We start from the raw sequence: 22,244 nt of genomic DNA on the forward strand, positions 1-22,244 counted from the left end.
GAGATTGCCGTTATGACTACTGCTGCCCCCACCCGATCTGTTTCGTCCTTATTGGTATTTATGCTGGCAACAGGTGCTGGTATTGCTGTAGCGTGCCTATATTATTCCCAACCCATTTTGCCTTTATTTGCCAGTGACTTGCATGTTGCAGTCGGGGATTTGGGACTGATTCCGATGCTGACCCAAATCGGCTATGCCTTGGGAATTTTCTTTCTGATTCCACTCGGAGATCGTTACGACCGTCGTGTGCTGATTTTGCTCAAAAGCCTGTTATTGATTGTGTCTTTACTGGTGCTGAGTTTAAGTCAGGGACTCTATAGCGTGCTGCTGTTTAGTCTGGTGGTTGGCATTACCGCAACCATGGCACAGGATATTGTCCCGACAGCGGCAATTCTCGCGCCTGCGGGGCAGCAAGGCAAATTTGTCGGCACAGTCATGACAGGGCTGTTATTGGGGATTTTATTGTCGAGAACCGTCAGTGGAGTGATTGCAGCCTACTGGGGCTGGCGCGCCATGTACCAACTGGCAGCCATCAGTGTCTTTGTGGTGGCAATCGGTTTATGGCGGGTACTGCCACGCTTTCAACCGCATGCGCAACTGGGCTACTTTGCCTTACTCAGTTCAATGCGACATTTGTGGCAACAGTATCCCGCCTTGCGCCGCGCAGCACTGGCTCAAGGTCTGCTCTCGGTTGCTTTTAGTGCCTTTTGGTCGACACTTGCGATCATGCTGGCGGAGCATTATCACTTGGGTAGTGCAGCAGCAGGTGGTTTTGGGATTGCGGGTGCGGCAGGGGCTTTGGCTGCACCGATTGCAGGTTCACTGTCTGACCGTTATGGCTCGCATCGGGTGACGCAACTCGGCGCTGCTTTAGTGATGCTGTCATTTGCTGCGATGTGGATGTTACCAATGCTGTCGATACATGCCCAACTGCTGTTGATTGCGATTGCTGCGATTGGCTTTGATTTAGGATTACAAGCCAGTTTGGTGGCGCATCAAACGTTGGTGTACAGCCTAGAACCGACTGCGCGCGGACGTTTAAATGCGGTGCTATTTACAGGCGTGTTCACAGGCATGGCCTCAGGTTCATGGCTCGGCAGCAAAGCCTATGCCATGGCAGGTTGGCAAGCCGTGGTGACGCTTGCGGCAATCATGGGATTGATCAGTTTAGGCATTCGCTGGCTCGAAGGTCGCCGCTTACAACGAATCGAACACCTCTCCACTCAATCCTGATAATGTAAATGCCCTTCAGTCAGATGAAGCTGTGGGGCATTGAGTTGTTCTAGTTCTTCCCAATGATGAGTGATGTACAGCATCGGAATCGCCAGTTCTTGTTGAATGGTATTTAAAAAACTCAGTAACTGCTGGCGAAGTTGCAGATCCAAACCCGTGGTCGGTTCATCCAGTAGCAATAAATCAGGGGATGATAACAGCGCCCGTGCAATCGCCACGCGTTGGGCTTCACCGCCTGATAGCTGATGGGCTTCACGCTTTAATAGCGGCACCAAACCCAGTAATTCCACAATATAACCACTAGCAAATTTCGGTGTTGCAGATTTTTTCCAGCGCTGGGCATAACCAATATTTTGCAAAACATTGAGATGCGGAAACAGGCAAGCTTGCTGAAAAATAAAGGCAATATTGCGTCGATGCACAGGGACATTCACCCCCTGCTGACTGTCCAAAAGTACATGCTGATTAAGCTGAATTTTACCTTGCTGTGGTTGCAGTAAGCCTGCAAGGCATTTAAAAAAACTGGATTTTCCTGCACCCGATGCACCAACAATCCCCAACACAGGCGACTGGGTCAACAGATCGACCTGCAAGCAAAAATCGGCTTGGCGATATTCAAACTGACAGTTCAGCATTTACATCCGCCCCAAACGTTGTTGATATTTTTGCAAAATCAAATGATTGGCAATCAGTGCTGTAAATGCCAGCGCAACTGAAAGCATCACCAGACGCAGTGCCATCTGTTCCCCATCGGGTTGTTGCAGCAGCGAATAAATTGCAATCGGCACCGTGCGGGTTTCATCAGGGATATTCCCGACAAAGGTAATCGTCGCGCCAAATTCACCGAGACTGCGACTAAAACACAAGATGCTGCCAATGATCATGCCTGGAATCGCCATCGGTAAACTGACGCTATAAAACACCTGCCACGGATTGGCACCTAGACTGGCCGCCACATGTTCAAGCCGCTGATCAATCAGCTGAAACGAGAGTTTAATCGGCTGTACCATCAGCGGAAATGCCACCACCATTGAAGCCAGTACTGCCCCTTTCCAGTTAAACGCCAACTGAATGCCTAACTGTTGCAAGCTGTGCCCAATCCAGCCCTGATTGCCAAACAGCACCAGCAAGCCATAACCCAATACCACAGGTGGCAAGACCATCGGTAACTGTAAACAAGCTTCGAGCAAAAATTTCAGCCGAAACTGGAGATGTACCAGACTCCATGCCACAGCAATCGCAAAAGGTAAACACAGCAAGGTCGCACACAATGCTACTTTGGCTGACAGTGCTAGAGCACTGAGTTCTTCAGGGGAAAGCATGCTGCACCTGATCAGCGATTAATGCTAAAGCCATAATGCTGGAAAATCGCCAGAGCTTGAACACTGTGGCTCATAAAACGATAAAACTGTTGTGCTTCAGGGTTTTGCTCACCGACTTTGGTCAGCGCCACAGGGTAAATCACGGCATCGTGTGAAGTATCAGGTAGCACTCCGATAATTTTGACCTTTTGACTCACCAAGGCATCGGTTTTATAGACAATCCCGACATCGCACTCACCACGCTCGACAAAAGTCAGCGCAGCACGGACATCATCCGTTCCAACAATTCGACCTTGCAAACTGTTGAACCAGTTCAGTTTGATCAGGCTTTGTTTGGCATATTTTCCGACAGGGACGGACTCCATTTGCCCTGTACACAGCTTGCCTGAAAAGGCTTGAGCAAAGGCAAAATGAGAATTGGGTTGAACCTTAATCTTCAGGTTTTTCGGGCTAATCAGTACGATTTGATTACGTAGTAAAGGCTTGACGTATTGAGGACTGACTTCCTGTTTTTGCAGTAAATATTTCATCCAGTCCTGATCGGCTGAAAAGAAAATATCACTCGGCGCACCCGCCACAATTTGCTTGGCGAGCGTGGAGGATGCTGCATACACAGGCACAACTTTGGTCTTTGGATATTGTTTCTGATACAGAGTCGCAATCTCGGTCACGGCATTAGTCAGGCTGGCTGCGGCATAGACTTTGACTTCCCCTGCCTGCACACATAGCGCTGTGAATGTGCCCGCAACGAGCAGACTGAGTTGAGAAATAACGCGCATGTTCACCATCCTAATCCAAATAAAGTCCGTTCAATACAGTGCCCGCACTCAGCACCGTATCGGCAGGTACACGTAGCAAGAAATTACTGTCGAATAAGTTGCTGAGCATGTGTGACTGTTGTTTTTTCAGGGCTGTGACTTGAACTTGCCCTTGTTCGACCTGAGCAGACATTCTTAAAAAGCGTTCACGGCGATCAGACTTGAGCTCGTGTTGCAGCACAGCACTGACCCATGCAGGACTGACGCTTTGCCCGACCAAACCACGGAGTAAACTGCTGACATAGACTTGTAGTGCTACATAGACTGCCGCAGGATTTCCCGGTAAGCCGAGCAAATAACAGCGATGCTCAGCCAATTGAGCGCAGGCAAAAAACATCGGCTTACCCGGTTTTTGCTTGACCTTCCAGAACACCTGCTCAAAACCCAAGTTCAGTGCCACAGGTCGGACAAAATCATAATCCCCAACCGATACACCGCCTGTAGTAATGATCAAGTCAAAACGGAATTTCAAATTCTGTAGCAGCTCGGTCAGTGCGGTTTCCTGATCGGCCACCAAAAAAAATTCTGCATCTAAGTGCTGTTGCTGACACCATGCTTTGAGCATCGGAGTATTGGCATCAAAAATTTTGCCCTGTTGTAATTCATCGACATGACTGGCAACTTCATCCCCTGTCACCACCACCGCAATTTTGGCTTGGCGATAGACCGAAACACGTTGCACCCCTGCCATACACAGTGCAGCAATCGCCCCGACACCCAAAGACTGCCCTTGCGTGGCGAGGACTTGCCCTGCCTGTACTTCTTCGCCTGCATCACGCATATCGGCATGTTCTACCAAATCTTCGGTGAGTTCGATCTGCTGTTCCACGTGGAGTCGTACAATTTCCTGACGTGCCACCGTGGTTGTGCCTTCGGGAATTTTGCCACCTGTGAAAATCCGTACCGCTTGCCCAGCTTCAAGGATGACGTCACTGACTTGTCCTGCACGAATTTCACCGATGACCTGAAAAGTTTGACCTGCATCTATCGGATGCTGCACGGCTGCCAGTGCATAACCATCTACCGCACTTTGCGAAAAAATTGGCAAGTTGACAGGTGCATGCACTTCCTCGGACAAAACACGCTGTAAAGCTTGCTCGACAGGCACAGTCTCATACGCTAGCGGTTTCACTGTTTGTGCAATCAGTGCCAAAGCCTGATCAATCGAGATCAGTCCATGTTCTGCACCACAGCCACTCATTGGTAGCCCCCTGCATGCGGAATATTTTGCTGAACATCAAACAGATGTACCAAGGCAGGGACTATTGCGGTCAATGATTCACTCGCGCCGCCACGGCTGCCTGGTAGGGTAATCACCAGACTGTGGTCGATATAGCCCGCCACACCACGCGATAACGCCGCATACGGTGTGCGTTTTTGTCCAAAACTGCGTGCCGCTTCCATCAGCCCCGGAATTTCACGTTGTAATAAGGGCTGCAAGGTTTCAACGGTGAGATCTTTCGGGCCTAAACCTGTACCGCCCACCGTCACAATCAGTGGATAGTGATTTTTTTGCTGTTCGATCAGTGCCAGTAAAGCCGCAGGATCATCAGCAATCACCTGATAGACGATATCACTAAAATTGGCTTCTTCAAGCATCTGCATGACACTTTGCCCTGCAGTATCGGGCTTTTTGCCTGCGGCAACCGTATCCGATAGCACAATCACCGACGCTTTTAAGCTACGCTTGAGCTGACGGACAAAATGCGATTTGCCACCTTTTTTCTTGAGCAATCGGCACTGATCCATCTGCAAATCTTCAGGTTCACAGTGCGGTTTTAGCATGTCATACAGGGTCAATGCCGCAAGACTGGCAGCCGTCAAGGCTTCCATTTCCACCCCAGTTGGCCCAATGGTTTCCACAGTAGCCACAATGGTCACCGCCGCCTCATGCAGTTCAAATTCAACATCGGCACGATAAATCGGCAGTGGATGACACAGCGGAATCAGTTCATCCGTCCGCTTGGCAGCCAAAATCCCTGCAATGCGTGCCGTTTTCAGCGCATCACCTTTTTCGGTATTGCCCTGCCGCAAGAGTTCAATGCAATGCGGCGGCGCAGAGAGCACCGCTTGGGCTTCTGCAATCCGATAACTCTCTGCTTTCATGGCCACGTTTTTCATGCTGATGTTTCTCAAATAATTCAATTAATAATGTGAATGCTGATGTTTATGTGTATGTTGATGTTCTGAATGTGCCTGTTCTTCGGCACTATAGTCTTTACGAATACAACAACCTGTCACAAACTGGCTCGTGCCATCGCTATAAAATTCTTCTTTCCAGACAGGCACTTCATGTTTAACACGCTCGACGGCTTCTTCACAAGCCGCAAACGCTTCACGGCGATGCTCGGCATAGGCCAGCGCAATAATCGCTTTTCCACCAATGCCCAGTTTGCCGACCCGATGCACCACCCGCACATACTGCACTGCATATTTGGCTTGGACTTCCTGCTCAATCTGCCGAATCATTTTTTCAGCCAAAGGCGCATAAGCGGTATAACACAACGCATCGACTGAGCGTCCTTCATGATGATTGCGCACCACACCGACAAAACTGCCAATCCCACCACATTCAGGGAAATCTTCAATCGGGGCAAAACAGTCGAGGCTTAAATCCTGATCCTGAATTCGTGCAAAATCCATGCTTAACCTCCTGCAACAGGTGACAGCAACACCAAGGTACACGCTGTATTTAAAGCATCCTGACGTGACACCAGACTGTCCCCGATGGCACAAGCACATTGCTGAATTGCAGATTGTGCTTGGGGATGCTGCTGCTCCAGCTGACTGAGCACTGCCGCAATCGCCACAGGCGCATCGAACTCAAGTCGAAGATCGCTAGGCAACCAGCGCGTCACTGCGCCAAAACCTTCAATCTGCACGGAAATTTTTTGCATGTTAGCCTCCAAGCATATGCATACTGATTTTGCGAGGGGAATGTTGGGTAGCCTGTATGGCATGAAAGCCCGCCGCTTTGTGCCAAATATAAGTTCCAATGCGCTGTTGTAACTGTTCACGCGCTACATCGGAATGCACAGCCAAAGCCTGAATCTCGGACTTGAGCGCAATGCCTTGCGGTGCAAACAGACAGTTAAATAACTCGCCCTGAGCCGTCAGGCGAATACGGTCACACTGTCCACAAAAAGCGTGGCTAATGGTGGAAATAATGCCCACATCATAGCTTTGGTCTAAGCGGTAAATGCGTGCAGGTGAATGGTCTTGCGGCAAGGCTTCAATCTGATACTGCTCGCCCAGTTGCTGCAAAATTTGTTGCTCGGTCACCACCTGCTGACGTTGCCACTGTGCATCACCATCGAGTGGCATATATTCAATAAAACGTAGCGGTAATTGCTGCTGTTTGGCCCATGCCACAAGCGGCAAAATTTGTGAATCATTAATGCCTTGCATCAGTACCGTATTAATTTTGAGGGATAGCCCTGCCCGCTGTGCCGCAGCGATACCTGATAGAACAGGCGCAAGCTCTCGCTGAGTCAGTTGCTGAAAAAGAACTGAATCGAGACTGTCCAGACTGATATTCAGATCATCCAGACCTGACTGTTTCAGGGCTTGTGCATATTTGGGCAAATAGTGCCCATTACTGGTCATGGCAATGCGCTTTAGACCCAGTGCGCGCAGCGCTTGTAATTGTTCAATAAAATGCACCACGCCCTGACGCATCAACGGTTCACCGCCTGTGATCCGCAGGCTGTCAATGCCGCGTTCCACCATAAACTGGCAAAAGGCATACAAATCTTCAAAACTGAGTAAGCTGTGTTTGTCCATCCATTCAGGATGTTCAGGCATACAATACAGGCACTTGAAATTGCAGCGATCCGTCACTGAAATTCTCAGTTTACGTTTTTGACGACCAAACTGGTCAATCCATGAACTGGCGGACTGCATCATGCACGAACCACTCCAAACCTGAAGAAGAAAAATGCACCTGCCACACGGTTCAGGTGCACATTTTATGAGCTTTATTGAAGCAAGAAATATTCCAACTTTGCACTAAATCAACACATTCAACTGTTTGTATTGTTGTAATTCATCGAAGGAGTTAATGCTGTGAAAAATCAGTGCATGTTTTCGAAACTTTACCGCTTGTGCATGCATCAATTTGAAGCATTTTTTAAGACTTAACTCGCCTTGTTCAATCTGAGCGCTCAAAGTGGGCAAGCTGCTGCGTTTCAATAAGCAAAATGGATACAGCGCCGCGCCATTGATTTCGACATAAGCCACCTCGGCTTCAGGGTGCTGCTGCAAACTTTGATGCAGTTTTTTCAAAACCGATTTCGGCAAATAAGTCACGTCACAGGGTACAAACAGCACATAATCCGCTGAAACATGTCGCCACGCACTTTTCATTCCAATCAGCGGCCCAAGAAAGCCTGTTTCATCGTCCTGAAAACTACGAATGTTCGGCACCATATGCTGATAAATCCGATGATCACGGTTACTGCTAATCCACTGCTGTTGGGTTTTCCCCCGAAAATGTTGTGAGATTTTTAAGAGTTGTATTTGTTTATCGAAACACTGCAAAAGCTTGTTTAAGCCTTGCATGCGGCGGGCCTGACCACCCGCTAAAATGACCAAATCTGTAACGGGATGGTTTGCATCAGTCATGGGCAAGCTCCTGTTGGCACGATTTAATTAAGCCACGAATTTCAGGGAGACAGGAACCACAATTACCGCCTGCTTTTAAGCACGCTGTCACCTGTTTTTCGTGGGTGATGTTTTGGGTTTTTATTGTTTCAAGAATGCGATTTTTTCCAACTTTAAAACAGCTACACACCAGTGGGCCTTCACTGCTGCCCGCATTCATCGGCGCTGCTGCTAACAAGGCTTTACGATGTGTCGCACTTAAGCGCTCACGCTTAAACAGGCTAGCAATCCATGCCCGATCAGGCAAAAATGCTTTATCTGCAATGTATAAACACGCCACCAGTTGGTTGTCTTTGAGCACCACGATATGACACAAATGCTGGCTTTGATCTTTAAGATCTAACCACTCCAGACTGTCATCATTAAAATTCAATAATGCCTTAATGTTACTGGTGACATCGTTAAAATTTTGGCGTCCTGCCAGTTCATACTGTGCGGCATATGGCGTGGTGATTTTATTCCACCAACTCACAGACTGAATTGAATCACGTACCTGTGGCAAATATTCTTCACGAATAAAACACACGCCCTGCCAGCGACTATGAAACGGCTGCATCATCACAGGAGTATGTTTAAATTCAGGCTCTCCCGAAATGGCATCCACTACAGGATTGACCACTTTGCCAATCCGCGCATCGGAGGCAAATTGCTCTGTCCAGTGAATCGGTGCAAAAATCTGCCCACGGCGCACGCCTTGCGAGAACTGCGCACGCAATACACACTTGCCCCATGTTGAAAACACTTCCACCAGACCCTGTTCAGAAATGCCGTATTTCAAGGCATCTTGCGGATGAATTTCACAATAAGCTTCGGCGCGGTGATTGGCCAAAGCAGGTGCTAAACCTGTACGGGTCATGGTGTGCCACTGATCGCGAATCCGTCCAGTATTTAGAATCAGTGGATAATCCCCATTCACCGCATTCACAGGCGCAACGGGTGCAGTTGCCACAAATTTGGCTTTACCCGATGCAAAGCTGAACTGACCCTGTGAAAACAGGCGCTCACAGGCTTGCGTTTGTGGCTGTTGCCACACAGGCCATTGAATCGGTTGCAGTTGTTGATACTCTTCGGCACTGATGTCACTCAGCCCTGCCAAGTTAAAGTAGCGGAATGTATTGCACTGCTCACGTCCTGCCAAATCACTGTTTTGGTAGGCAGAGAGTCGGGCATGCTCAAGGAAAATCTCATGCGAAGACTGAAAATCGAAACCTGAAAAGCCCATTTTCTTTGCGACTTGTGCCACCGCCCACCAGTCGGCTTTGGCTTGAGCAGGCGCACCCAAAAACGCACGCTGACGTGAAATACGGCGCTCGGAATTGGTCACTGTGCCGTCTTTTTCGCCCCATCCTAAAGCAGGCAATAAAATGTCGGCATATTGGGTGGTGTCTGTGTCTTGGCAAATATCCGAGACCACTACAAATTCGCATTTTTCCAAAGCACGTTTGACCTGATCGGCATTCGGCAAACTGACCACAGGGTTGGTCGCCATAATCCACAAGGCTTTGATTTTGCCCTGCTCCACCGCTTCAAATAAATCTACGGCTTTTAAACCTGCTTTGGTGGCAATGTTTGGGCTTTGCCAAAACTGTTGCACCAATTGCTGATGCTCAGCGTTATCGACATCCAAATGCGCCGCCAACATATTCGCCAAACCACCAACTTCACGCCCACCCATAGCATTCGGCTGCCCTGTCATGGAAAATGGCGCTGCACCTGTACGTCCGATTTTCCCTGTCAGCAAATGACAGTTAATAATCGAATTGGCTTTGTTAACACCTTGCGAAGACTGATTGACCCCCATCGAGAACAGGCTCATCACCTGTGCAGTCTGTGCAAATTTCTCAAAAAATAGCTGTAATTTATCCAGTTGAATGCCTGTCCGCTGTGCCAGATCGACCAAATCAGTTTCGCCCTGACTGGCTTCTAAAGCCGCATTCAAGTTGTCGGTATAGCGCTCAACAAAACTGATGTCGGCATGACCGTTTTGATATAAATATTGCAATAAACCATTGAATAGCGTGACATCCTGCCCCGGTAAAATCGGCAAATGTAAGTCCGCCTGTTCACAGGTCGCGGTAAAACGTGGGTCGATCACCACCACAAACAGATCACGCTCAGCTTTGGCCTGCATGATGCGTTGATACAGCACAGGGTGACACCATGCAGTGTTGGAACCGACCAGTACCACCATTTTAGTCTGTTCAAAATCGACATAGCTAGCAGGTACAAGGTCTTCACCAAAACTGCGTTTATGCGCTGCCACCGCAGAGGACATGCACAGACGTGAATTGGTGTCGATATTGGCAGTGCCCAAGTAGCCTTTAACGAATTTATTCACCACATAGTAGTCTTCGGTTAGCAATTGTCCTGAGACATAAAACGCAACGCTGTCTGCCCCGTACTGATCAATACTGCCCTGAAAACGCTCGGCAATCTGGCTCAAGGCAGCATCCCAGCTGCTACGGCGGCGGGCAGCTTTACGCCCCTGCATTGGCTCAAGTACACGGGTTTCCATGCCCAGTGTATCGGCCAAATGACTGCCTTTGATGCACAGACGACCAAAATTGGACGGATGCTGTGCATCACCACGCACGGCAATCTGTGCCCCATGTGCCGTTTGAGTCACACTGACCTCAACCCCACAGCCCACGCCACAATACGGGCATGTACTTGCAGTAGTAACTGTGCTGTCGGTGTGGCGAGTCTGTTCCACCATTGGAATGCTGTTCATACCTTGTTCCACGCTGCCGAATTCAACCTCTATAGCTTCTTTCATCAATCCCTTTTTTTCTCCCTCTGGGAGAAATACAAAGAGGGTGTAAATAACGATGAAAGAAGCTTTGTTTTAACGATTAACTTGCTTGTTTTAATGCAAAATCTTTACCAAAAAGCAGTTTATTTCTAAACGGATGAATTGGTGTCTGATCTGCAATCAGTTCGGCATACCACACGCCATCTTCAGTGTCGCCAAACAGCACTGCACCGACGACTTTGTTGTCCTGAATGATGATGCGTTTATAAATCTGACGTTTGTCGTCATGTAATACGATTTCTTCAAAGGCATCTTCAGGAGCAAAGTTGCCTGCGGAAAACACGTCACAACCACTGACTTTAAGCTGTGTTGGTACAGGCTGCGCTGCAAAAGTCAGGCTGCCATGTTCTGCCAAATGCGACGCGCAGATAAAGGCTTGTCCCCAAAGTGGTTCAACCAGTCCGAAAGTACTGCCACGATGCTCGATACATTCACCGACTGCATAAATGCTTGGGTCAAAGGTTTGCATGGTGTCATTCACCAACACGCCACGGTTGCAGCGTAAACCTGCTTGTTGAGCCAAGGCAATATTCGGGCGAATCCCCACGGCAAATACCACCAAATCAGCAGGAATAATCGTGCCATCTTGCAGTTCGACTTGGGTGACTTGACCGTGTTCATTTCCTGCCAAGCGTTGGGTAAATGCGGAGGTGATCACACGAATGCCTTTTTCTTCAATACTCTGTTTCAGCATGTCACTGGCACAGGCATCCAGTTGACGCTCCATAATGTGCGAGGTCAAGTGCAATACAGTCACGTTCATGCCACGACGTTTTAAACCATACGCCGCTTCAAGACCGAGCAGACCACCGCCAATCACCACCGCATGATGTTTGTTTTGACTGGTTTCGATCATCTGATTGACATCGTAAATGTCACGGAAGCTCAACACGCCTTGTAAATCTTTGCCTTCAACAGGAGGAATAAATGGCTTCGAACCTGTCGCTAAAATCAGGCGGTCATAAGCAACCACCTCACCTTTTTGCGTAGTCACGGTTTTGTGATTACGGTCAATTTCCACCGCAGGATCATCGGCAATAAAACGGATATTTTTTTCGGCATACCATGCAGGCGGATGCAGCATGATGTCTTCGATTTTTTTGTCGCCCGACAACACTGGCGAGAGCATGATGCGGTTATAGTTGCCCCACGGCTCTTCACCAATAACGGTAATCTCGTAGCGTTCAGGCTCCATATCCAGCAAGTCTTCCAGACAGCGCATGCCTGCCAAACCATTGCCCACCAACACCAACGCCTGTTTCTCGACTTGTTGACCGTTGCTGGTCAAATAGGTTTTCATCGGCTGACTACATACCCAAACCCGACCATCTTCAACCTTGCTCGGATACACCGCTAAATGCTGGGTGCTGTCTTCAAGGCAACGCCCTGTTGCCAAGCTAAAATGCTGTTTATACAAAGGTGATGCCACCACGCGTTCACCCTGAATATCCCCCAAGATGCCACGTGCCATCACATTGGCTTGGCTAAATGGGTCACGTGCGCTCAAGGCGTACACGCGCGCTTCATCTCCCACGCGAAACAGGGCAATCGGCTGATCTGCGATCAAAGCCCCCACGCCTGTATTTGCAGTCACATCGTCAAGGTCGCAGATTTCAATCCAGTCCATTTCTTGCATTTGCTGATTGGTCATCTCTGTTCTCCTTAAACCTGTGCTTCAACCATTGCGATTCGGTCTTGATCGCGTTCTGCCGTTTTCAATGGACGAATCTGTCCACGCTCTTGAGTAAATTGAATATGTGGATCACGCTGTTCATCGGCATTGATGAAGGTTTTGAAGCGTTTACGAACTGTTGGATCTTCCACGGCAGTGCGCCATTCATCCTGATAGGTGCCGATCACATGCGCCATACGGCGTTCTAGTTCTTCTGCCAAGCCGAGTGAATCTTCCACGATCACCGCTTTGAGGTAATCTAAGCCACCTTCCATGTTGTCACGCCATACGCTGGTGCGTTGTAAACGGTCTGCGGTTTGAATGTAGAACATGAAGAAACGGTCGATATAACGCAGCAAGGTTTCAGTATCCAGATCAGATGCCAGCAATTCTGCATGGCGTGGTTTCATGCCGCCGTTACCGCAGACATATAAGTTCCAACCTTTTTCAGTGGCAATCACGCCCACGTCTTTGCCTTGTGCTTCGGCACATTCACGGGTACAACCAGACACTGCCATTTTCAATTTGTGCGGTGAACGTAAACCTTTGTAGCGGTTTTCCAGTTGAATTGCCAAACCGACTGAATCATCCACACCATAACGGCACCATGTACTACCGACACACGATTTCACGGTACGTAATGACTTGCCGTAGGCATGCCCAGACTCGAAACCTGCGGCGATCAGTTCTTCCCAAATCAGCGGCAATTCATGCAACTGCGCCCCAAACATATCGACACGCTGACCGCCTGTGATTTTGGTGTAAAGGTTATATTTTTTAGCGATCTGACCCACAGCAATCAAACCATCTGGAGTGACTTCACCACCTGCCATACGCGGCACAACTGAGTAAGAACCATCTTTTTGGATGTTGCCCAAGTAGTAGTCGTTGCTGTCCTGCAAGCCTGCATGGCTCGGTTTCAGTACAAAGTCATTCCAGCAAGACGCTAAAATATTGGCCGTGGTCGGTTTACAAATGTCACAGCCCAAACCTTGTCCGAATTGTTGAATCAAAGCATCGAAAGTTTTGATTTCATGCACGCGTACCAAGTGATACAGCTCTTGGCGTGAGTAAGCAAAGTGCTCGCAAATGTGGTTATTCACCGTTACGCCTTGACGTTGCAACTCCGCTTTCAAAACTTGAGTCACCAATGGCGCACAGCCACCACATGCTGTTGCTGCTTTGGTGCATTTTTTCAAAGCACCGAGTGAGGTTGCACCATCACCAATCGCTTGGCAAATGTCGGCTTTGGAAACGTTGTTACATGAACAGATGGTCGCGCTATCTGGTAATAAGTCCACACCGCTGCCACCTGCTTTGGCTGCACCTTGACTAAAGCCCGGCATGATCAAGCTTTCAGGTTGTTCAGGCAGAGGCAAATCATTGAGCATCATTTGCAGCAATTCGCTGTACTCGGTTGCATCACCGACCAACACTGCACCCAAAACTTTAGTTTTGGCTTGATCCACCACCAATTTTTTATAGATCAAGGCATCTTCGTCAGCATAGAAATAGCTGACGGCATCTGGAGTCATGGCATGTGCATCACCGACTGAAGCAACATCAACCCCCATCAGTTTGAGTTTGGTGCTCATGTCCGCACCTGCAAACAATGCGGTGTCTTGTTGTTGGACATGTTTCGCCGCAATACGCGCCATGTCATAGCCCGGTGCAACTAGACCAAAGATTTTGTTCTGCCACAGCGCACATTCACCAATCGCGTAAATGTGATCATCTGAGGTTTGGCAATAGTCGTTAATCACGATCCCACCGCGCTCACCCACCGCCAAACCGCTGCTCCGTGCTAGTTCATCACGCGGGCGAATCCCTGCCGAGAACAACACAATGTCAGTTTCAAGATGTGAGCCATCCGCAAACTTCATCACATGCACAGCATGTTCACCATCTTCAATCGCTTGGGTGGCTTTTTGAGTATGCACTTGCACGCCCAAGTTTTCGATTTTACGGCGTAGCACTTTACCGCCCAAATCATCAATCTGAACAGCCATCAAACGTGGTGCAAACTCCACTACATGAGTTTGCAGGTTCAGGTCACGCAGTGCTTTTGCCGCTTCAAGACCGAGCAAGCCACCGCCAATCACCACACCCGATGTTGCATTCAGACTGGCTGCACGAATCGCATCAAGGTCTTCAATGGTGCGATACACAAAGCAGTTTTGACGCTCATTGCCTGGAATCGGTGGAACAAAGGCATAAGAACCTGTGGCTAAAATCAGTTTGTCATAGCCGATGATTTGACCCGTTGCTGTGGTCACGGTCTGGTTATGACGGTCGATTGCAATCGCTTTGGTATTGAGGTGTAAATCAATGCCATAAGCATCTGCAAAGTCAGCACGTGCAAGCGATAAATCTTTGGCACTACGTCCAGAGAAGTATTCGGTCAAATGTACGCGGTCATAGGCTAAACGTGGTTCTTCGGCAATAATGGTAATTTCGAGGTCGTCATTGTTATGTTCGAGGACACTTTCAATAAATTTGTGCCCAACCATTCCATGACCAATCATAACGAGTTTCATCATCGGCATCCTTAAAGTGATTTCTTGGGAGATTTGGATTAAACAGCTTCGTTGCGTTCAAGCATTGCGTCTTCGAACAACTGTTTTTCACGGGCTTTGTGTTCAGGCGAGAAGCGGATGAACAACACCACACAACCAATCACCACCACCATAATGCCAAGGCTCAGTAAGCACGTTTGTAGGTCAGGCATGCTCTTGAAGATAAAGCCTGCTGCTACAGCACCCACATTACCGCCTGCCCCAATAATCCCAGCGACACCACCCAGTGCCTTACGGTCAATAAATGGCACCAGCGCATAAGTCGCACCACAGGCCATATGAGTGAACAAACCAAATACAGTCATGCTCAAGATCGCCAGCATTGGTGTGTTCATTTGCGAGAACAACATCAAGAACAGACCTTCACCCAAAATCATGGCAAATAAAATTTCAGTCCGTGCATCCAGACCACGTTTCAGTGCCACTTTGTCAGAGATAATCCCACCGAGTGCACGGGCAAATAGCGCGAGTAAACCGAAAATCCCCGCAGCCATGCCTGCTTCTTTTAAACCGAAGTCAAATTTTTGTACGTAATACATGGTCACAACGTTATGGATGAAGATTTCAATCCCAAAGCACGCTGCATAACTAATGAAAAGAATCCAGACACGGTAGTTACGAGACGCTTCTTTAATGATGGCCCAACCACCTTTTTTACCGCCTTCAACTTCAATCCCTTGTTCACGAAGCTCTTTATAGTTCCCTGCTGGGCAGTCTTGGGTAAATTTCCAGTACAAAGCACCTACGATCAGCATCATAAAACCAGGGACAAGCAATGCGAGGCGCCAGCCCATACTTTGCTCAACGCCATACATCACGATGGCACCCAACAATAACGGCATCAAGGCTTGTGTCGCACCACCACCTGCATTCCCCCAACCTGCAGAGGTTGCATTGGCAGTTCCCACCACATTTGGCGCAAACATGACGCTAGTGTGATATTGCGTGATGACGAAGCTCGCCCCCGCCGCACCAATCAACAGACGGAAGAACAAGAAAGATTCATAGCTGTTGGCAGCAGCAATACCAAATACAGGAATGCTGCCTAAAAATAACAATGCGGTATAAGTTTTGCGTGGACCGTATTTGTCACACAACGGGCCAACAATCAGACGAACCAAAATGGTAATCGCCACTGCGGCAATATTAATGTTGGCAATTTGGTCTTTGGTAAGATGGAATTCACCTGAAATCACGGGCATGAGTGGTGCACAGGCAAACCAAGCAAAGAAACAGACGAAGAATGCGAGCCAGCTCATATGAAAAGCGCGCATCGCAGGTGTAGAAAAACTAAATAAGCTGATTTTTGTTGCTTTTTGAGTATCTAAATTGGTAGACATGGCCAATCCTCTCGCACTGATACGTTAATTACGTTCTACTCATGCAACCCTGCATCAGTAGTATTTATCAGAACGGACATCGTTGGCCGTTATATTTGGTATATAAGGTGATCGCCTTTGATCTGTCTTAGATAATGCAAGGCCTGTGCCAACTCTAAAAAACCACTGATTTTGAATAAATATTAAACAAAAACAGCTTTTATCATCGATCAATCGCGTGTGCTCTTTTTGCACATATTGTGCACTGCATCGCAAAAACGCACTAAATTTAGGCGATTTTTTAGGCTTGCACATTCATGTGGCTCACTGCCATGCCACACGTTTAATTTACTTCATTGTTTTATTTGTCTTTTCTTTATTTTAGGCCACTTTTCTTCGACTAAAGCCTGACAAAATCTGCTCAAACAATCAGTCTTCAGCCATTTACGTGGCATTCATTTTGCTTTTACATAAACAGATTAACTACTCGCCAACCTTTGAGCTCGCCACTTATGTCGACATCCAAACTCAAAATCGCCTTGATTGATGATGATGAATCTCGAGCAAGCTATTTGCAAGAATGCCTGACTGAGCACGACTTTGAAGTTGTGGCTTGCCTGCTCATTAAAGAAATTCGACTCGAAGATTTGCAAGACTTAAAAGCCGACGTGATTTTGCTTGACATGGATCATCCTCAACGTGATCTGATCGAAGCCTTTGTCAATCACTTCAATTTGCCCACCGTACTATTTACCAAAAACAATAATCGTGACACGATAAAACAAGCCATTCAGGCAGGGGTCACGGCGTATATTGTCGATGGGGTCGATCCTGCACGTCTGGATAGCGTCCTTGAAATTGCCATTGAACAATATAAAAAGCATCAGCAGCTTGAATGTGATTTGAAAGAAACCAAACTCCGGCTTGCTGATCGAAAAGACATCGAAAAAGCTAAAAATATGATTATGAAAATCCAGCAGCTGTCCGAAGAAGAAGCGTTTCGTCTATTGCGTAAAAATGCAATGAATGCAAGAACTTCCATGGGAGATCTGGCACGCCAACTGATTCAGGCACAGCAATTACTCAACCTGACGTTCAAGGATGATTAGCATGAAGATCGAAAAAACTCATCTGCAAATCGGCTATATTCCCCTGCTCGATGCCGTTGCCATCTTATGGGCAAAACATAAGGGGTTCTTTGAGCAGGTTGGGCTTGAAGTCACGCTCGTCAAAGAAGCCTCATGGGCCAGCCTGCGCGATCGTCTGGCATTTGGTATTTTAGATGCAGCGCACTGTTTATCTGCCATGCTCCCTGCTTCTCAGGCAGGTACAGATCAGGTCGGCATTCCGTTTAAAACATCGTTAATTCTCAGCCAAAACTCTGCGGCAATTAGTTTGAGCCAAAAACTTTGCCACGAGCTCGACATTTCTGCGAAAGACAATGCAGGTCAGGCTGCACACAAACTGGCTGAAATCTTGCCGCATCGCCCGATTCGTCTGGCGCAGGTCTTTGGTCATTCATTGCATCATTATTGTCTACGTGAATGGCTGGCTTTTGCTGACCCAGCACTGGCACAAAATATTAAGCTCTTCACCTTGCCACCACCTTACATGGTTGAAGCCGTTTCGACGGGACTTATCGATGGCTTTTGTGTCGGTGAACCGTGGAATACTCAAGGGGAAGTTTTAGGAAAAACCCAAGTCGTTGCTTCTGGGTTAGATGTTGTGCCTTGCGTTGCCGACAAAGTCCTTGCAGTGACTGATGACTGGGCAAAACGCCATCCCGATACCTTACTCACCATTGGGACTGCCCTGCGTTTGGCACAGCAAGACATTCAGCAAATGAAAGATTTTTCAGAATTGTGGCAAATGCTGATTCATTATGAAATTGTCCAGTTCCCCTGTTCCCCAGACACTCATGTTGAGCGTTACTACAAAATTGTCAGTATTATTCAAAATTATGTTGCACACTCAGCGACACCGAAACTTACCGATTTTGTCTGGCTCACCACCCAAATGAACCAATGGGATCAATTGGGCTTAGGCGAAACCCAGATTCAACAGATCAGTCAGGCCTGTATCATTTAATTCCCATTAAACTGTATGTGTGAGCTTTAGGCTCGCCATACAATTTCCTACCCAAAATTTGCTGTTCTATCGCCAAAACTTCTGAGCAAAATCTTCACTTTACTCGCTCAGCCTCACCCGACATTCCCCCACCAATCAAGAACAGGTTATCATGAGATAAAACGTGCCACTTCGGGGAGAATGATGGTCAAAAACTTGCGTCATCTGGACTTTAATCTGCTTAAAGCCATGGATATTTTACTGGAAGAACGCAGCGTAACCCGTGCTGCGGAACGCCTGTTTATTACCCAGCCTGCCATGAGCAGTATTTTGGCACGTCTGCGTGAAAGTTTTGATGATCCACTGTTTGTCCGTTCGCAGCGCGGCATTGTGCCGACCCCGCGTGCATTGGAACTGATCTGCCCGATCAAACAGATTTTGGGGCAAATTGATCTGCTGCTACAACCGCTGGAGTTTAACCCTGCCACGGTAGATTTTACTGTGCGTATTGCCGCAACCGACTATGCCCATCAGGTGATTTTGGTGCCTTTTTTGGCGGCACTCAAACAGCAAGCCCCGCATGTGCAGATTGCACTGTTGCCATCGACCGATAAAGAACCACAACGTCTGGAACAGGGCGAAATTGATCTGGCACTGTCTACACCTGAACATAGTTGCGGCAGTGAATTGCATCATTTGCATCTGTTCGATGAATACTATGTCAGCGTGATGCGTTTGGGACATCCAGCCTTGCAACAACCGCTAACTTTAGATGCTTTTTGCGAACTGGATCACGCCTTGGTGTCCTTTCAGGGCAGCTTTTCAGGGATTACCGATCAGCAATTACAACAACTGGGACGGCAGCGCCACGTTACCCTGTCCGTGTCGAGTTTCTTGCTATTGCCTGAGATTTTGCAAAATAGTGATCTGGTGGCGACTGTGCCGAAACGTCTGGTATGTAAACGTCAAGATTTAGCAATTGTGCAACCACCACTCGAGATTCCAAGTTTTAGCAAAGTTGCCTTGTGGCATGAACGCACTGAGCACGACCCGCGTCATCGTTGGTTGCGTCAGTTGATGCTAGAAACCTGCCAGCATGAAGAACAGTTTGCAAAAAATTGTGCGCTGTACAATTCGTTGGTTACAACATGAAAAAAGCCAGCTCAAGGCTGACTTTTTTAAAAAATTTGCATTTAGATTGCGTTTTATCTCAAACCTAGATCAATTAATAACGCTCTAACCAATGTGCATACGGCGCAGGCAATACCCACGTTGGTTTTTCCAGTTGCAATGCTTTAGCTGCTTGCAGTGGATAATGTGGATTCGCCAAGAATGCACGGCCAATCATCACCAAATCCATTTGCTGCTGTTCCACCAAACGGTTAGCCAGTTCAGGTTTGTCCATTCCCCATGAAGAGGCAACAGGCAAATTGGCTTCACGACGTACACGCTCAGAAATTGGTGCTAAAAATGCAGGCTCAGCCCAAGGCACTTTAGCTTTAGGGGTATTAAAACCGATACTGACATTGAGTAAATCTAGCCCATCCTCACGCCATTGTTTGACCAGTTCAATCGACTCGCTCAGGGTTTCCTCATCATGCCCATCGTACTCAATTACACCAAAACGTGCGGTTAATGGTAAACGCTCAGACCAAACTGCACGAACTGCGCTAAAGGTTTCACGTAAGAAGCGGCTACGTCCCGCAAAATCCCCACCATACTGGTCTTGGCGGAAATTGGCGTGTTTCGAGAAGAAACTTTGCGCCAAATAACCATGTGCAAAGTGCAGCTCTAACCATTCAAAACCTGCCTGTTCTGCACGACGAGCTGTCGCAACAAAGTCTGCCTGAACCCGTTGAATATCTTCAAGGCTCATTTCCTGTGGGACACGTGGCAGGTTTTCACCATATGCCACGGCCGAAGCGCCAATCGGCTGCCAGCCACGCGGATCACCTTCGGCAATATGGTCATCACCTTCCCACGGACGGTTGGCACTGGCTTTACGTCCTGCATGGGCAATCTGAATGCCTGGTACGGCCCCAGCCGCTTTAATCGCTTGGGCAATCTGTGCCAAACCATCAATATGCTCATCACTCCATAAGCCTAAACAAGCTGGCGTAATTCGCCCTTCAGGTGAAACCCCTGTCGCTTCAACAATCACCAGACCCGCGCCACCACGTGCAATACTGGTGTAGTGCGCCAAATGCCAGTCGGTCACTTTGCCCTCAACCGCACTATACTGACACATCGGTGGCACAGCTATACGGTTGCGTAGGGTCACATCTTTAAGTTGAAAGGGGGTAAATAATGCAGTCATTCCTAATCTCTAAATAGCTAAAAATATAATAAATTTAACACTTCACTTATCGAGCTGCCTGATCTGCAACAGCCTGCAAGGTCAACTCTGCCACTTTTTCTGAGGACTGAGGGTTCTGTCCTGTCACTAAACGTCCATCACGCACTGCATGCACCTGAAAATCTGGGCCTTTTTCATAGATTGCACCGAGTGAGCGCAAACGGTCTTCCAATAAAAATGGCACGGTTTTATCTAAACCAGCGGCAACTTCTTCGGTGTTGCTAAAGGCACTCACATGACGACCTTTCACCACAGCCTGACCTGTGCTGTCTTTGACATTGATCAAACCGACAGGGCCATGACACACGGCTGCCAAGACTTTACCCTGTTGCCATGCGCTTGAGAGTAACTTGGCCAAGGGCTGACTGGTCGGTAAATCCCACATTGTGCCATGCCCACCTGGTAGGAAAATCGCATCGTAGCTTTGTGCTGAAAGTTGATCAAGTTTTAAAGAAGATTTGACTTTGGCAATCGCCATAGGATCATTTAAGAAACGCTCGACACTGGCAGGATTTTTACCTGCGGCCTGCTCTGAATTTGGATCGACAGGAATCTGTCCGCCTTGAATTGAGGCAATATCCACCTCAACATTATGATCTTTAAATGCATAGTAAGGCGTGGTCAGTTCTTCTAGCCACACGCCTGTTGGGTAATTAGATGTTCCCATTGTCGCTTGTGAAGTCACGATCATTAAAATTTTTATACCGCTTGCAGCCATGTTGTTATTCCTGTTTTTTTAATCTCTAAAAAAGACATTGCCTAGCGCGGGGCTAGGCAATTCGACTTATGCGTTAGTTTTGGCTTGACGGGCAGCAGCCACCAAACCGTCTAACCAGTCCTGATGACCATTGATCATCGGGTTAGGTTTGGCTTGGGCCAGTTCTTTGGCAGGCTGACCGTTCTGGGTTTCTTGAGTCAAAATCCGTACACGACCACCGTCTAGGTCTTCAATGAGCCATGCGTGGTGTACATCCAGACGCTCGGCTGAGCCGACATCGCCCGCCCAACCATGCCATGCAATGCGTGCAGGCTCACCTGCTTGCGGTGCAACCAATTCCACCACTTGAGCATCGACAGGGAAACCAAAAGTTTTAAAGAAAAACACCATCTCTGCTTGCAGTTGCTCTGCACCTTCAGGCAGTTTGATGTCAGAAGAATTAGCATAATAGCTTGGCCACACATCAGCATTCGCCAGATATGGCCACACTTCTGCAGTGCTTAAACCTTTGACAATGACTTCATTAGAACAGAAGTTATCGGTTTCACCTGGAAGATAGCCCTCAGGCCAAACTATCGAATTCATCATATTAGTATCTCGTTGTTGCACAGTCGGTGCTGTGTGATTGATCTTGCAACCATCATACGAGCGGTTTAATTATAAAAATAATCTTAAATTTTTATCTCATT

General features: G+C 47.9%; 20 protein-coding genes. 4 read left to right on the plus strand and 16 right to left on the minus strand.

The features are described 5' to 3' along the window. Nucleotides 1-12 precede the first annotated feature (12 nt). Nucleotides 13-1,233: an MFS transporter gene (locus tag C1A47_RS07620; RefSeq protein ID WP_111894001.1), complete on the plus strand. Its 1,221-nt coding sequence runs from the start codon at nt 13-15 to the stop codon at nt 1,231-1,233. Here C1A47_RS07620 and C1A47_RS07625 read toward each other — a convergent pair. From C1A47_RS07625 to C1A47_RS07685, 13 genes are all read right to left on the minus strand, one after another. Continuing rightward, nucleotides 1,224-1,868 (minus strand): ATP-binding cassette domain-containing protein, encoded by a 645-nt coding sequence (locus C1A47_RS07625; protein WP_111894003.1) that lies wholly within the window; start codon nt 1,866-1,868, stop codon nt 1,224-1,226. The two genes, C1A47_RS07620 and C1A47_RS07625, sit on opposite strands and share 10 nt — an antisense overlap. After that, nucleotides 1,869-2,555, minus strand: coding sequence for a molybdate ABC transporter permease subunit (modB, locus tag C1A47_RS07630; RefSeq protein WP_111894005.1), 687 nt, complete (start codon nt 2,553-2,555; stop codon nt 1,869-1,871). Nucleotides 2,556-2,566: 11 nt separating this feature from the next. After that, nucleotides 2,567-3,334 carry a molybdate ABC transporter substrate-binding protein gene (modA, locus tag C1A47_RS07635; RefSeq protein ID WP_111894095.1) on the minus strand — a complete coding sequence of 256 codons (768 nt, stop codon included), beginning with the start codon at nt 3,332-3,334 and terminating at the stop codon, nt 2,567-2,569. A gap of 10 nt (nt 3,335-3,344) precedes the next feature. Beyond that, nucleotides 3,345-4,574 carry a molybdopterin molybdotransferase MoeA gene (locus C1A47_RS07640; protein WP_111894007.1) on the minus strand — a complete coding sequence of 410 codons (1,230 nt, stop codon included), beginning with the start codon at nt 4,572-4,574 and terminating at the stop codon, nt 3,345-3,347. Continuing rightward, nucleotides 4,571-5,494 (minus strand): bifunctional molybdenum cofactor biosynthesis protein MoaC/MoaB, encoded by a 924-nt coding sequence (gene moaCB / locus C1A47_RS07645; protein WP_111894009.1) that lies wholly within the window; start codon nt 5,492-5,494, stop codon nt 4,571-4,573. Before moaCB ends, C1A47_RS07640 begins: the two co-directional genes overlap by 4 nt. A 24-nt stretch (nt 5,495-5,518) precedes the next feature. Beyond that, nucleotides 5,519-6,016 carry a molybdenum cofactor biosynthesis protein MoaE gene (locus C1A47_RS07650; RefSeq protein ID WP_111894011.1) on the minus strand — a complete coding sequence of 166 codons (498 nt, stop codon included), beginning with the start codon at nt 6,014-6,016 and terminating at the stop codon, nt 5,519-5,521. A 2-nt stretch (nt 6,017-6,018) separates the two neighbouring features. Next, nucleotides 6,019-6,270: a MoaD/ThiS family protein gene (locus C1A47_RS07655; RefSeq protein WP_111894013.1), complete on the minus strand. Its 252-nt coding sequence runs from the start codon at nt 6,268-6,270 to the stop codon at nt 6,019-6,021. A 1-nt stretch (nt 6,271) separates the two neighbouring features. Then, on the minus strand, nt 6,272-7,279 hold the full coding sequence (gene moaA / locus C1A47_RS07660) for a GTP 3',8-cyclase MoaA (protein WP_111894015.1): 1,008 nt from the start codon (nt 7,277-7,279) through the stop codon (nt 6,272-6,274). Between the two features lie 102 nt (nt 7,280-7,381). Continuing rightward, nucleotides 7,382-7,996, minus strand: coding sequence for an NTP transferase domain-containing protein (locus tag C1A47_RS07665; protein WP_111894017.1), 615 nt, complete (start codon nt 7,994-7,996; stop codon nt 7,382-7,384). Beyond that, nucleotides 7,989-10,766, minus strand: coding sequence for a nitrate reductase (locus C1A47_RS07670; protein ID WP_111894097.1), 2,778 nt, complete (start codon nt 10,764-10,766; stop codon nt 7,989-7,991). Before C1A47_RS07670 ends, C1A47_RS07665 begins: the two co-directional genes overlap by 8 nt. A gap of 121 nt (nt 10,767-10,887) precedes the next feature. Continuing rightward, on the minus strand, nt 10,888-12,498 hold the full coding sequence (gene nirD, locus C1A47_RS07675; protein WP_111894019.1) for a nitrite reductase small subunit NirD: 1,611 nt from the start codon (nt 12,496-12,498) through the stop codon (nt 10,888-10,890). 11 nt (nt 12,499-12,509) lie between these two features. Beyond that, the gene (nirB, locus tag C1A47_RS07680) at nt 12,510-15,056 is read right to left on the minus strand and encodes a nitrite reductase large subunit NirB (RefSeq protein ID WP_111894021.1); all 2,547 of its coding nucleotides are present in this window, start codon (nt 15,054-15,056) and stop codon (nt 12,510-12,512) included. A 38-nt stretch (nt 15,057-15,094) separates the two neighbouring features. Next, entirely contained in the window at nt 15,095-16,435 is a 1,341-nt protein-coding gene (locus C1A47_RS07685; RefSeq protein ID WP_111894023.1) for an MFS transporter, read from the minus strand. A gap of 491 nt (nt 16,436-16,926) precedes the next feature. Here C1A47_RS07685 and C1A47_RS07690 point away from each other — a divergent pair, with 491 nt between their 5' ends. From C1A47_RS07690 to C1A47_RS07700, 3 genes are all read left to right on the plus strand, one after another. Continuing rightward, nucleotides 16,927-17,523 carry an ANTAR domain-containing response regulator gene (locus C1A47_RS07690; RefSeq protein ID WP_111894025.1) on the plus strand — a complete coding sequence of 199 codons (597 nt, stop codon included), beginning with the start codon at nt 16,927-16,929 and terminating at the stop codon, nt 17,521-17,523. 1 nt (nt 17,524) lies between these two features. Further along, the gene (locus C1A47_RS07695) at nt 17,525-18,502 is read left to right on the plus strand and encodes an ABC transporter substrate-binding protein (protein ID WP_111894027.1); all 978 of its coding nucleotides are present in this window, start codon (nt 17,525-17,527) and stop codon (nt 18,500-18,502) included. Between the two features lie 180 nt (nt 18,503-18,682). Then, on the plus strand, nt 18,683-19,633 hold the full coding sequence (locus tag C1A47_RS07700; protein ID WP_264756264.1) for a LysR family transcriptional regulator: 951 nt from the start codon (nt 18,683-18,685) through the stop codon (nt 19,631-19,633). Between the two features lie 73 nt (nt 19,634-19,706). Here the strand turns inward: C1A47_RS07700 and C1A47_RS07705 are convergent, their stop codons facing one another. The 3 genes from C1A47_RS07705 to C1A47_RS07715 all read right to left on the minus strand — a co-directional run bounded on the left by C1A47_RS07705 (nt 19,707) and on the right by C1A47_RS07715 (nt 22,143). Further along, nucleotides 19,707-20,798: an NADH:flavin oxidoreductase/NADH oxidase gene (locus C1A47_RS07705; RefSeq protein WP_111894029.1), complete on the minus strand. Its 1,092-nt coding sequence runs from the start codon at nt 20,796-20,798 to the stop codon at nt 19,707-19,709. Between the two features lie 46 nt (nt 20,799-20,844). Next, complete coding sequence (locus C1A47_RS07710; protein WP_111894031.1) at nt 20,845-21,555, minus strand: type 1 glutamine amidotransferase domain-containing protein; 711 nt, start codon at nt 21,553-21,555, stop codon at nt 20,845-20,847. A gap of 66 nt (nt 21,556-21,621) precedes the next feature. Then, entirely contained in the window at nt 21,622-22,143 is a 522-nt protein-coding gene (locus C1A47_RS07715) for an SRPBCC domain-containing protein (RefSeq protein WP_171294352.1), read from the minus strand. Nucleotides 22,144-22,244: the final 101 nt, after the last annotated feature.

It is taken from the genome of Acinetobacter sp. MB5, assembly GCF_003261585.1.
Classification (GTDB): Bacteria; Pseudomonadota; Gammaproteobacteria; order Pseudomonadales; family Moraxellaceae; genus Acinetobacter.

Coding starts and splice junctions, on each gene's coding strand:
- C1A47_RS07620 (WP_111894001.1), top strand. CDS start 13: ATGACTACTGCTGCCCCCACCCGATCTGTTTCGTCCTTATTGGTATTT.
- C1A47_RS07625 (WP_111894003.1), bottom strand. CDS start 1,868: ATGCTGAACTGTCAGTTTGAATATCGCCAAGCCGATTTTTGCTTGCAG.
- modB (WP_111894005.1), bottom strand. CDS start 2,555: ATGCTTTCCCCTGAAGAACTCAGTGCTCTAGCACTGTCAGCCAAAGTA.
- modA (WP_111894095.1), bottom strand. CDS start 3,334: ATGCGCGTTATTTCTCAACTCAGTCTGCTCGTTGCGGGCACATTCACA.
- C1A47_RS07640 (WP_111894007.1), bottom strand. CDS start 4,574: ATGAGTGGCTGTGGTGCAGAACATGGACTGATCTCGATTGATCAGGCT.
- moaCB (WP_111894009.1), bottom strand. CDS start 5,494: ATGAAAAACGTGGCCATGAAAGCAGAGAGTTATCGGATTGCAGAAGCC.
- C1A47_RS07650 (WP_111894011.1), bottom strand. CDS start 6,016: ATGGATTTTGCACGAATTCAGGATCAGGATTTAAGCCTCGACTGTTTT.
- C1A47_RS07655 (WP_111894013.1), bottom strand. CDS start 6,270: ATGCAAAAAATTTCCGTGCAGATTGAAGGTTTTGGCGCAGTGACGCGC.
- moaA (WP_111894015.1), bottom strand. CDS start 7,279: ATGATGCAGTCCGCCAGTTCATGGATTGACCAGTTTGGTCGTCAAAAA.
- C1A47_RS07665 (WP_111894017.1), bottom strand. CDS start 7,996: ATGACTGATGCAAACCATCCCGTTACAGATTTGGTCATTTTAGCGGGT.
- C1A47_RS07670 (WP_111894097.1), bottom strand. CDS start 10,766: ATGAACAGCATTCCAATGGTGGAACAGACTCGCCACACCGACAGCACA.
- nirD (WP_111894019.1), bottom strand. CDS start 12,498: ATGACCAATCAGCAAATGCAAGAAATGGACTGGATTGAAATCTGCGAC.
- nirB (WP_111894021.1), bottom strand. CDS start 15,056: ATGAAACTCGTTATGATTGGTCATGGAATGGTTGGGCACAAATTTATT.
- C1A47_RS07685 (WP_111894023.1), bottom strand. CDS start 16,435: ATGTCTACCAATTTAGATACTCAAAAAGCAACAAAAATCAGCTTATTT.
- C1A47_RS07690 (WP_111894025.1), top strand. CDS start 16,927: ATGTCGACATCCAAACTCAAAATCGCCTTGATTGATGATGATGAATCT.
- C1A47_RS07695 (WP_111894027.1), top strand. CDS start 17,525: ATGAAGATCGAAAAAACTCATCTGCAAATCGGCTATATTCCCCTGCTC.
- C1A47_RS07700 (WP_264756264.1), top strand. CDS start 18,683: ATGATGGTCAAAAACTTGCGTCATCTGGACTTTAATCTGCTTAAAGCC.
- C1A47_RS07705 (WP_111894029.1), bottom strand. CDS start 20,798: ATGACTGCATTATTTACCCCCTTTCAACTTAAAGATGTGACCCTACGC.
- C1A47_RS07710 (WP_111894031.1), bottom strand. CDS start 21,555: ATGGCTGCAAGCGGTATAAAAATTTTAATGATCGTGACTTCACAAGCG.
- C1A47_RS07715 (WP_171294352.1), bottom strand. CDS start 22,143: ATGATGAATTCGATAGTTTGGCCTGAGGGCTATCTTCCAGGTGAAACC.